The organism is Planktothrix agardhii, assembly GCF_904830935.1.
GTDB lineage: Bacteria > Cyanobacteriota > Cyanobacteriia > Cyanobacteriales > Microcoleaceae > Planktothrix > Planktothrix agardhii.
Genome location: NZ_LR882952.1, coordinates 4,475,001 through 4,486,273 on the forward strand (window position 1 = coordinate 4,475,001; position 11,273 = coordinate 4,486,273).

Consider the following 11,273-nt stretch of genomic DNA (forward strand, 5'->3'; position numbering starts at 1 on the left):
TTTGTCTAACTCTCTAAGTCCAGTGTCGCTGTCCCACTACCCCAATCGGTAAACCGACTGGTTTAGGCTGTTTCCCTTTCGCTCACCACTACTCGGGAAATCGCTTTTGCTTTCTTTTCCTCGGGCTACTAAGATGTTTCAGTTCGCCCGGTTCGCTCATGCCCACCTATTTGATTCAGTGGGCTGTTTTTGGGTTGCCCCATTCGGACACCCCCGGCTCGTCGCTCGCTTCCAGCTCCCCGGAGTTTATCGTCGGTCGCCACGTCCTTCTTCGCCTCTGTGTGCCAAGGTTTCCACCGTCAGCCCTTTCTATCTTGACCACTTTCTCTTTTTTAGAGATTTTCTGTTCGTTTCCGAACTCCTGAACACCAGAACTTTTCCGGGTTTCTGATTCCCGGTTCTGGTTTCATTGTTGATCCCTTTTGATTCTTCTATGCAGTTTTCAAGGTTCTGGCTGGAACTTTTTCCAGCATTTACTCTTTCTTCACAGAAAGCTGTAGTGCTGATTTGTTCTAGGAATATTTTTAGTGGAGGTAAGCGGACTCGAACCGCTGACATCTGCCTTGCAAAGGCAGCGCTCTACCAACTGAGCTATACCCCCACATTTTTTAGGTGGGCCATCCTGGACTTGAACCAGGGACCTCACCCTTATCAGGGGTGCGCTCTAACCACCTGAGCTAATAGCCCTTTTTCCGAACTTTAGATACGTTTGAAAGTCTCTTTCTTTCCTAGCACGACCTGGGATGACTTTTGATGGTGCTATTTTTGTTGGATTTGGCACTCTCATCAAAAGTAGGTCTCCCTAAAAGGAGGTGATCCAGCCACACCTTCCGGTACGGCTACCTTGTTACGACTTCACCCCAGTCATCAACCCCGCCTTCGGCACCCTCCTCCCCCGAAAGGGTTAGAGTAATGACTTCGGGCGTGGCTCACTTCCATGGTGTGACGGGCGGTGTGTACAAGGCCCGGGAACGGATTCACCGCAGTATGCTGACCTGCGATTACTAGCGATTCCTCCTTCATGCAGGCGAGTTGCAGCCTGCAATCTGAACTGTGCCAGGGTTTGTGAGATTCGCTCTCCCTCGCGGGTTGGCTGCTCTGTGTCCCTCGCATTGTAGTACGTGTGTCGCCCAGGACGTAAGGGCCATGCTGACTTGACGTCATCCTCACCTTCCTCCGGTTTGTCACCGGCAGTCTCGCTAGAGTTCCCAACTTAATGATGGCAACTAACGACGAGGGTTGCGCTCGTTGCGGGACTTAACCCAACATCTCACGACACGAGCTGACGACAGCCATGCAGCACCTGTCTTCTGGTTCCTTACGGCACTCTCCCCTTTCAAGGAGATTCCAGAGATGTCAAGTCCTGGTAAGGTTCTTCGCGTTGCATCGAATTAAACCACATACTCCACCGCTTGTGCGGGCCCCCGTCAATTCCTTTGAGTTTCACACTTGCGTGCGTACTCCCCAGGCGGGAAACTTAACGCGTTTGCTTCGGCACGGCCCGGGTCGATACAGGCCACACCTAGTTTCCATCGTTTACCGCTAGGACTACTGGGGTATCTAATCCCATTCGCTCCCCTAGCTTTCGTCCCTCAGTGTCAGTTATAGCCCAGCAGAGCGCCTTCGCCACCGGTGTTCTTCCTGATCTCTACGCATTTCACCGCTACACCAGGAATTCCCTCTGCCCCTACTACACTCTAGTCTTCCAGTTTCCACTGCCTTTACGAAGTTAAGCCTCGCTCTTTAACAGCAGACTTGGATGACTACCTACGGACTCTTTACGCCCAATCATTCCGGATAACGCTTGCATCCCCCGTATTACCGCGGCTGCTGGCACGGAGTTAGCCGATGCTTTTTCCTCAGGTACCGTCATTGTGTTCTTCCCTGAGAAAAGGGGTTGACAATCCAAGAACCTTCCTCCCCCACGCGGTCTTGCTCCGTCAGGCTTTCGCCCATTGCGGAAAATTCCCCACTGCTGCCTCCCGTAGGAGTCTGGGCCGTGTCTCAGTCCCAGTGTGGCTGATCATCCTCTCAGACCAGCTACTGATCGTCGCCTTGGTGGGCTCTTACCTCACCAACTAGCTAATCAGACGCAAGCCCCTCTCTAGGCGATTAATCTTTTACCTTTCGGCTCATCCGGGTTTAGCAGTCGTTTCCAACTGTTGTCCCCGTCCTAGAGGCAGGTTCTTACGTGTTACTCACCCGTCCGCCACTAAATCCCTAAGGATTCCGTTCGACTTGCATGTGTTAAGCAGACCGCCAGCGTTCATCCTGAGCCAGGATCAAACTCTCCGTTTTGAAGAATCTGTTAGCTCTTCTGTTGACTAATTTAATTAGTCATGTTATTTTTGAGTCATCAACTTTACAGTTGACTCCTCGTTTAGTTTTTTGACTAGGAGTTTGTAAATTCGACTTTCAAACGTATTCTTTTTTCTAGGTTCGGCGCGCTCTCGTCGCTTTCGTTTCTCAAGCGCATTTACTAATTTATCTAATCTGCTCTGGTTTGTCAAGCTTTTTTTGAGGTTTTTTTGTTTTTTTTTGAAATTCTTGTACCATCAGGGTTTGGGCTGTTTTGAGGTTGGGCAGATCTGAGAAATAAACTGAACGCACAACGAAATCCAGCAAAAATTTATTGGACATCGGGATGATACCCATGGCTCAGGGACGGGTTCCGCTGCTTCCACCTTTGAGAAATAAATCTGTTAGTGCCACTTGGACTCCCCCCCTTTAAACAGGACTGTTTCACTCTCCAAAATTGGGGAGTAACCATCTTCTGTCGTTTTTAATCTAGTAGTCAAGGAAGTTAGGACATCAACAAGAATGTCAAACCCGACAAGATTCAGACTTTCCTTTCAAAATCTTGACAACAAGACTGCTATATATACATCGTAGCTCCATCGGTTCTGAGTTAGCAAGGGAGGATCTCACGCTATTTCCCCATGGGTTCAAAGCCAGAGTCAACCCCTAAGACTGGGAAGTAGAAAAGGAACTCACGAAAGATTCCGGGCCAACAACGGAAAGATAGGGTTCAATAAAATAGTGGTTAGCGACGTCCAGGGTTTCTGAGGAAGTCACCGCCGCAATATTATTCTGAAATTCCGTATCAAATTCAATCCCCAACCCTAAACACTCATACCAGCCATAAATTTGCGCCAGTTGGGAGTTAGTTTGTTTTCCTAGAGCATATTGACCCAACAGTTTATTTTTAGACACCTGTAACTCATCGGGCGTTAGGGGAATATTGACCAGGCGTTCTACTTCGGTGCGTAACCCTTCAATAGCAATTTCGGTATTTTCCGGCGCCGTACCCATATAGACAACAAATTGAGACTGGTCGAGACGGGTGGGGAAAAAAGCCGATACATCGTAAGCTAAACCCCGTTTTTCCCGCAATTCCACAAATAACCGACTGGATAACCCATTTCCCAGATAGGTATTTAAGACTTTTAAGGCTGAATAGTCCTCATGATTGACAGAACTGGTTAAATAGCCCAACATGACAACGGATTGTTGGGTTTCTTGGGGAGTAATGGTGTTTTGGGGATAGGAAGTTAAGATGGGTAGGGATAGGGTAGGTAAGGGAGTAGAAGGGGCCCTCCAGTCACCAAATACCTGTTGTATTTGTTCTAGGGCTTGTTCTAGGGTCACGCATCCGGCGATGGAAATAATTAAATTATCAGGACGAAAATAGGTTTGATGGAATTCTTGTAGGTCAGTGCGGCTGATTTGGGCAACGCTGGCTTCGGTTCCTAGGATGGAGAGGGCGTAGGGATGATGTTGATACATCTGTTGTCGCAGTTGTTCAAAGGCGACGGAGAAAGGTTGTTCCCGTTGTGAGCGAATTCCTTGGAGGGTGATGCGACGTTCTAGTTCGATTTCTTCTTCGGGAAAGGAGGGAAACCGTAATAACTGACCCGTTAGACTTAAGATTTCTTGAAAATCGGAAGCAACGGTTTTTAGACTGAGTAAAAAGTAATCCGTTGATGTGTCTGCACTTAATTTAGCCCCTACTGATTCAACTTGTTCGGCAATTTCCAGGGAAGAAAGCTGGTCTGTTCCTTTGGTTAATACCGCCGCTAATAGATGGGATAATCCTGCTTTTTCTTGGGGTTCCCATCGGCTTCCTGTGCGTAAAAATAAACGAGTTGCAACAATATCAGCGGCAGGATTTTGGGTGACTAGCAACACAATTCCGTTATCGAGAACTGTGCGATGGACATTACGAATGGCATTAGATGGGGTTAAAGTTTGGGTCACAGTTCCTCTATTTTTCCTTCAAGGTCAGGGGGTGAGATCGGCATGGGTAATGGGTAATGGGTAATGGGTAATGGGTAATCCCTATTTCTTCCTATTGCCCATTGCCTATCCCCTATTCCCTGTTACTGCATTTTTTAACACAAATAAACCCCAATTTGTCATCGTTCAATTAAAACTTATTTTTGAATATCAATAATTCCCCCACCTAAAACTAAATCTCCGTCATACCAAACTGCTGCTTGACCCGGAGTAATCCCAAAGATGGGTTCATCAAAAATGAGTTTAACGCAGGAACCGATTTTGGGATCAATTTCTGCTCCATCTGGGGGATGAATCGGAATCACGGTAACGGGCTGGGGTTCCGACCGATAGCGAATTTGGACTTGGGCACGAATGGGGGTGTTAGGTGTCCCTATCCCCACCCAATTTACTCGTTTAATCGCACATTCAGTTTGTACCGCACTTTCTTTGTCCCCCACAATCACTTGATTCCGACCCGCATCAATCCCAACAACATATAGGGGATTGGGAGCCGAAATTCCTAAGCCTTTGCGTTGTCCAATGGTATAATGATGAATGCCTTCATGTTGTCCTAAAACTTGACCCTTGGTATCAATAATATCGCCTTTTTTTCCCGTAATATATTTATCTAAAAAAGCCTGCATGGAGCCATTCGCTTCTACTAAACATAAATCTTGACTTTCGGGTTTGTCGGCGGTTTTTAATTCATATTGATTAGCAATTTGACGGGTTTCAGTTTTTAAAATTTCTCCCAGGGGAAATAGAGTTGCAGCAAGTAAATCTTGGGTTAAATCGTATAAGAAATAAGACTGATCTTTATTGCGGTCTAGGGCTCGTTTTAATTGATAGCGATCGCTCTTTTCATCATATTCGATTCTAGCATAATGACCCGTGGCAATTCGATCAATTCCTAACTGTTCCCGAGCATAATTTAACATCGGGCCAAATTTCACCGTCCGATTACATTGAGAACAGGGTAAGGGGGTAATTCCCTCCCGGTATCCATCCACCAAATAGTCTATAATATGGGTTTGAAATAAATCTCGACTATCCACAATATGATGAGGAACACCTAATTGTTCACAAATGTAGGCTGCATCTACCATCCCTTCAGAACAGCATTGTCCTTTTCCCTTCATCAACCAAAGGGTTAAGCCCACCACCTCATAACCTTGGTGGTGTAGCAGGGCGGCGGCGGCGGAACTATCGACTCCACCCGAAAGACCTACAACAACTTTTCTCATAATTCCATTAGAATAACTTGCTAATCTTGATCAACTAACCTAACTTTAATCTTGACTGTTCTGCCAATTTTGATTAATCTGAACTGACTTACTTACCAATATCAAACGAACCCACTCAAAACGGGAGAACACCAAAATGTCATTCCATTCCATTGTAATACAGAAAAAAACAAATCGCCTGACAAAATTGATCTGGAAAATACCTCTATTTTCTAGTCTGATGCTATTAGGGGTATATGGAGCCATAGTTTCCCCTGTTTTAGCTCAAGAACGCTATGGGGTTTATGTCAATGGCGAAAGTCCTTTTCTCCTAGAAGTCGTGCAGCAAATTCAGCCCGGAGCCATGATGCAACGATATGATAATCGTAACATTATTGATCTTGGTATTTATTTTAATCAAAGTGAAGCTCAAAAACTGATTGAAAATTTAAGAAGACAGGGAGTTCAAGGAGAAATTATTAACTTAAAATCTGGAGAAGATTTCAATAGTCCAGTCCAGGTTAATCCCATGGTGATTCCCCCTGACCAAACGGATATTAAAGTGATTAAAAGTTCGATTCCCACGGGTCAACTTCCGATTACAACAGACTTAGGATTATATCAAGTTTACGTCAGTCCGACTACAAATTCTTTAAGTGCAGTCCGCCAAATTTCTCCCAATGCTCGAACATCAACCTATCAAGGACAATTAATTATTCAAGCGGGCAGTTTTGTGAATCAATCTAATGCTGACCAACTTCGTCAAAAGTTATCCTTCGCGGGGATTTCTTCGACTATTATTAATAGTACCGCACAATTACAAGCATTTTTAGCTAGTATTCCCAATATCCCCCCGAATACTTTGCCCGCATTTCCGGGTTCTGGTTTAGGATTAGGGAATACCGATAGCTATTTTATCTTAATTCCTAGCCAAAGAAACCAACTGGTTTCTTTGGCTGAAAATGTGGTAGCTTTGGGCATTCCTTCCCAAAGTATTCAGATGCAACAGGCGACTGCTAATCCGTTTGTTGCAGTTGGCCCTTTTGCCAATCAACAGTTAGCTAAAGAATGGGAAATTTACTTGCAAAGTTCGGGTTTATCTCGCGCTATTGTTTATTTTGGGAGATAATGTTCAATTAGATATATTGTAGGAAGAATATCTTTAACCCTATAGTGCTACGGATTACAGTTAGGACACTTCTAAATCCAACAAACTCATTCACTACTTACTTTTTCCTCCCCCCCTAGCCCTGCGTTTACGGGGTGTTTGGGGGGCTTTTCCCCTGTTCCCCAGTGCGTAGCGCTATAGAATTGGTAAGTACCTAAACAAAATTAATTACACATCCTCTACCCTGTTCCCTCCCCCCCTAGCCCCCCGTGCACGGGGGGTTTGGGGGGGCTGTTCCGGTGTTCCCTCTCACAACTAGGTAATTTATTTTGTGCAACTACTTATGAGTTATTAAAATCCAATCGGAAGTTTGATCAATTTTTTTAACCTTGTTTAAGTTTAATTTTCTCAGGGTATTTTCTTTTAATAGTAAGTAGGGTTGATCCAGGGTTTGCCATTTATTTTTTAGGGTGATATCATTAACCGCATGAATATGGCGATCGCTATAAAAATTCAACGACGGACGCCCAAAAGGATGACCCATATAAATTTCTTGTCCGGGGGGTGTTCCTTCCCTAATCATAGTCGCCACGGGTTTAACAGCAAAATCTTCATTCAATTCCCAAACCCAATAATTGGAAGTAAAAAATAACAATAAAGATACATAGGTTCCCCAAAATAAAACTATCAAAAATTGTCGATCTTTTTGGCTAATTAAAACCGATACAAAGGACATTGTTAACATCAAAGTGCCCAAGGTAAATTGTAAATCTCTTTGAGCGATAAAATTACGATCAACCCAAGAAAGCATCCCGCCAAAATAACAATATCCAATGGCTGAAATGATCGCTAATAGAATAAAAAATGGTAAGAGTTGATCAGGCGTTGGTTTAACAAAATGTTCATATTTGCCTCGCCCCACTTTCCCCAATTTCCATAACCCAATATCCCGATCTCCTTCCTTCCAAACTTCCGCCAAATATCGCCCCACCCCCAAGGCTAAAACCGGATAAATTGGTAAAATATACCAGGGTAATTTAGTTGTCATTAATGAAATAGAAACAAAATAAATCCCCGTCCAAACTATAATTAATTTCGCCCAACTTAAATTCCGATTTTGCCAAGCTAATTTTAATCCCTGGGGCAAAAATAAGAGCCAAGGCCAGCCATATTTGAAAAGTTCCAATAAATAATACCAAATCGGCCCGGAATGGTTTTCAACCGGTTGCCAAACTCGTTGTAAAGATTGATTGACTAAATTTCCTTGAATAAATCCCTGTCCATAATAAATCCATTGTGCCCCATACCAAAAACCCACAGGTACTAAACCAAACCCTAAACCCAACCACAGATAGGGACTGGTTAACAAGCGAGGCGTATCCCAAAATAGGAAGAAAAAGGCGATCGCACCTAATAATAATCCTAAAAAAATTCCCTTAGTTAAACATAATAAACCAAAGGCAATTCCCGACCCTAAAGCAAATCTTAAATCCCGTCGAGAACGCAACACACACCAAACTAAAACTAACCATAAAAATATCACTGTTCCATCTAACATCGCTAACCGTCCTTGACGGATAACAGGCATTAAAGTTAAATAAACTAAAGCTGAAAATAGAGCCGAAGTACGATGGCGAAATAGTTCCAAACCAATACCATACAAAATAGGAACCGAAATGGCTGTTAATAGTGCACAAGGAAGTCGCGCCATCCATTCATTAACGCCGCCAATTTGATAGGCAAAAGCCATTAACCAATGCACTAAAGGAGGCTTATTCAAATAGGGAATTCCATGTAAAGTTGGATGGAGCCAAGTTTGTTGTCCCCGCCCAATTTCCCGCGCCACTTGAGCCGCTAACCCCTCATCCCAATCTCGTAGGGGGACTCCACCTAGATTCAGTCCATAGAGGGTCAGCGCCGCTACCAATAAACCCAAAAACCATAATAAATCAACCCAACGATCAACGGGACGCATTTGGCGCAAAGGACTATCTCCAGTAAAAATTTGACGCGACATAGTTTAAATGTTGACAGTTGACTGTTCCCCAATTCCCGCTAAAATTAAAAGTGTACCTTTTTGTGTTGAAAAACGGTTAGTGATTGCAATGGATGTTTTAGAAATTAAACGGGAAATCGAACTGTTGTCTGAGCACCTGGGTAAAACCCAGGACTATCTTTGACCTGCCTGCACTTCAAGCCAAAATTCAAGATTTAGAGCAAGTTTGTGCCCAACCCGACTTTTGGGATGAGCAAAAAACCGCACAACAAACCCTTCAACAGTTGAATGATCTTAAATCAATTGTGCAGCAGCAGGAACACTGGCGGCAAGCGATTGAAGATACAAAGGCTATCTTGGAATTATTGGATATAGAAACCGATGACTCCCTTTTAGAAGAAGCAACAGCTACGATTTTGCGACTCAATCGAGAATTTGATCAATGGGAATTGCAACAACTTCTCTCAGGGATTTATGATCAACATGGTGCTATTTTAACCATTAATGCCGGAGCGGGTGGAACTGATGCTCAAGACTGGGCAGAAATGCTGTTACGTATGTATACTCGTTGGGGAGAAGCTCAGGGATATAAAGTACATTTAACCGAAATTTCTGAAGGGGATGAAGCAGGAATTAAATCGGTTTCTTTGGAAATTGACGGTCGTTATGCCTACGGTTATTTAAAAGGAGAAAAAGGAACCCATCGTTTAGTTAGAATTTCTCCTTTTAATGCCAATGATAAGCGACAAACCAGTTTTGCTGGGGTGGAAATTATGCCAATTTTGGATAATTCTATTCAGTTGGATATTCCTGATAAAGACCTAGAAATTACCACCACTCGGTCGGGAGGAAAAGGGGGACAAAACGTTAACAAAGTTGAAACAGCCGTGCGTATTGTTCACCTACCAACGGGACTCGCCGTGCGTTGTACCCAAGAACGTTCTCAGTTGCAAAATAAAGAAAAAGCCCTAGCTTTATTGAAGGCAAAATTATTAATTATTGCCCAAGAACAACGGGCAATAGCGATCGCTGAAATTCGCGGGGATTTAGTCGAAGCAGCTTGGGGAAATCAAATCAGAAACTATGTATTTCATCCCTATCAAATGGTGAAGGATTTACGCACTAATGAAGAAACAACGGCAATTCAGGATGTGATGGATGGAAAATTAGATGCTTTCATTCAAGCCTATTTACGTCAGGAAAATCAAATCCTAGAACCCCAAACTGCCTAATTACCAATTTATCAACCGTAGGGGCGGGGTTTTCCTGCCCACCCTAATTAATATGACAACATTAAACAACTGTTACGCTCTCATTGCTGGAATTGCCAATTATCAAAAGATCAAACCTTTGCCGTCAACGGTTCTCAACGATGCTAAGGATATTTATAGTTTACTCACAGAACCTTCATTCTGTGGTTATTTGATCGAAAATGTGGAATTATTATTAGATGAAAAAGCCACAAAATCAGCCTTAACTCAAGCATTAACTGATTTATCTACTAAAACCAACGCCGATTCAACGGTATTAATTTATTATTCGGGACATGGCGGCAGAATTGAATTCGGGCCCACTGCGGGAGAATATTTATTACCCGTTGATACGGTTTATACGTCCGGTGCATCCTTAGTAGAAACCGCTATTTCAGGATCTCAATTTACAGAGGTATTAAGAGCAATTCCAGCCCGAAAATTAGTTGTAATTTTTGATTGTTGTCACGCTGGGGGAATTGGTCAACCTAAAGATCCAACCATACCCGAAATTAAAGGGGGATTACCCGATAATTATTATGATCAATTAGTGCAAGGAAAAGGTCGGGTAATTTTCGCATCCTCTCGTAATACTGAACAATCCTATGTAACTTCCGGCTCAACTAATAGCGTTTTTACTAAACATTTAATTGCCGGGTTAAAAGGAGGAATTACTAGCAATGATGGATTAATTAGAATATTTGATATTTTTGAATATTTACAACCGAAAGTTACCGCCGACCAACCCAACCAACATCCAATTTTTAAATCCGATATTGAGGAAAATTTTCCCCTAACTCTATATTTAGGGGGACAAAAAGGAGTGAGTCCGATTTCTCCTTCTGTACAAGAAGAATTCCGCTATGATGTTTATATTAGTTATGTGGATGAAGACCCTGATTCAACTTGGGTTTGGGATGTTTTAGTGCCGAAATTAGAAGCCGAAAACTTAAAAGTAGCGGTTTCAGGAGATGTGGATTTATTAGGGGTCGCACGGGTAATTAATATAGAACGAGGTGTTAAGTTTTCTAAACGAACCCTTGTCATTTTATCGAATTTATACTTAGATAATAATATGGCAGAATTTGAGAATACTCTGGCTCAAAACTTAGGAATTGAGGAAGGGAAAGCTCGTATAGTTTGTGTTGAGAAAGAGGCTGTTGATGCCATTAAACTTCCTGAACGTTTGAAGTTAGGGTCTATGGCTAAACTCAATCATCCTCGACGGGCTGAACGGGAATTTCAAAAGTTAATTGAGCAGTTAAAACAACCTCTTCCTCATCGCAGTGCATCAGGACTTTACGAATGATTAAAAAATTATAAAAAAATTGTACAGGAATTTCCTTTGATAGCACTGTAATGTAAAACAGGTGAATTGATCACATTAAATACCGTTTTCACCCCCAAATAAACCAGAG

Annotated in this window: 7 protein-coding genes, 2 tRNA genes and 2 rRNA genes (1 of these 11 only partly in view); 4 read left to right on the forward strand and 7 right to left on the reverse strand. The window is 43.0% G+C overall.

Annotated features, from left to right (window positions below):
- The 6 genes from NMG88_RS20455 to mnmA form a co-directional block, all read right to left on the reverse strand.
- Positions 1-320: ribosomal RNA gene (locus tag NMG88_RS20455) — 23S ribosomal RNA — on the reverse strand (it extends 2,567 nt beyond the left edge of the window).
- Between the two features lie 208 nt (positions 321-528).
- Positions 529-601: transfer RNA gene (locus NMG88_RS20460), tRNA-Ala, on the reverse strand.
- A gap of 12 nt (positions 602-613) precedes the next feature.
- A tRNA-Ile gene (locus NMG88_RS20465) sits at positions 614-687 on the reverse strand.
- 118 nt (positions 688-805) lie between these two features.
- A 16S ribosomal RNA gene (locus NMG88_RS20470) occupies positions 806-2,298 on the reverse strand.
- The 16S and 23S rRNA genes sit together here with 2 tRNA genes alongside, the layout of an rRNA operon.
- Before the next feature lie 666 nt (positions 2,299-2,964).
- Complete coding sequence (locus tag NMG88_RS20475) at positions 2,965-4,257, reverse strand: M16 family metallopeptidase (protein WP_026797974.1); 1,293 nt, start codon at positions 4,255-4,257, stop codon at positions 2,965-2,967.
- 176 nt (positions 4,258-4,433) lie between these two features.
- Positions 4,434-5,522, reverse strand: coding sequence for a tRNA 2-thiouridine(34) synthase MnmA (gene mnmA, locus NMG88_RS20480; protein WP_042156405.1), 1,089 nt, complete (start codon positions 5,520-5,522; stop codon positions 4,434-4,436).
- Positions 5,523-5,658: 136 nt separating this feature from the next.
- Between mnmA and NMG88_RS20485 the strand changes: the two genes are divergently transcribed.
- A complete protein-coding gene (locus NMG88_RS20485) occupies positions 5,659-6,630 on the forward strand; it encodes an SPOR domain-containing protein (protein WP_235766090.1) in 972 nt (323 codons plus the stop codon).
- Between the two features lie 316 nt (positions 6,631-6,946).
- On the opposite strand, the gene NMG88_RS20490 is transcribed toward NMG88_RS20485, so the two are convergent.
- Complete coding sequence (locus NMG88_RS20490; RefSeq protein ID WP_254035756.1) at positions 6,947-8,626, reverse strand: ArnT family glycosyltransferase; 1,680 nt, start codon at positions 8,624-8,626, stop codon at positions 6,947-6,949.
- 7 nt (positions 8,627-8,633) lie between these two features.
- Here NMG88_RS20490 and NMG88_RS20495 point away from each other — a divergent pair, with 7 nt between their 5' ends.
- The 3 genes from NMG88_RS20495 (at position 8,634) to NMG88_RS20505 (ending at position 11,164) form a co-directional block, all read left to right on the forward strand.
- Entirely contained in the window at positions 8,634-8,789 is a 156-nt protein-coding gene (locus tag NMG88_RS20495) for a hypothetical protein (RefSeq protein WP_167541241.1), read from the forward strand.
- Positions 8,715-9,837, forward strand: a protein-coding gene (prfB, locus tag NMG88_RS20500) for a peptide chain release factor 2 (RefSeq protein WP_235752158.1) whose coding sequence is annotated in 2 segments (ribosomal slippage) — positions 8,715-8,786 and positions 8,788-9,837 — 1,122 coding nt in all. Because the reading frame shifts where the segments join, the coding sequence is not laid out codon by codon here. Before NMG88_RS20495 ends, prfB begins: the two co-directional genes overlap by 75 nt.
- A gap of 52 nt (positions 9,838-9,889) precedes the next feature.
- The gene (locus tag NMG88_RS20505; RefSeq protein WP_042156413.1) at positions 9,890-11,164 is read left to right on the forward strand and encodes a caspase family protein; all 1,275 of its coding nucleotides are present in this window, start codon (positions 9,890-9,892) and stop codon (positions 11,162-11,164) included.
- The last annotated feature ends 109 nt before the right edge of the window (positions 11,165-11,273 follow it).

Coding starts and splice junctions, on each gene's coding strand:
- NMG88_RS20490 (WP_254035756.1), bottom strand. CDS start 8,626: ATGTCGCGTCAAATTTTTACTGGAGATAGTCCTTTGCGCCAAATGCGT.
- NMG88_RS20485 (WP_235766090.1), top strand. CDS start 5,659: ATGTCATTCCATTCCATTGTAATACAGAAAAAAACAAATCGCCTGACA.
- NMG88_RS20495 (WP_167541241.1), top strand. CDS start 8,634: ATGTTGACAGTTGACTGTTCCCCAATTCCCGCTAAAATTAAAAGTGTA.
- mnmA (WP_042156405.1), bottom strand. CDS start 5,522: ATGAGAAAAGTTGTTGTAGGTCTTTCGGGTGGAGTCGATAGTTCCGCC.
- NMG88_RS20505 (WP_042156413.1), top strand. CDS start 9,890: ATGACAACATTAAACAACTGTTACGCTCTCATTGCTGGAATTGCCAAT.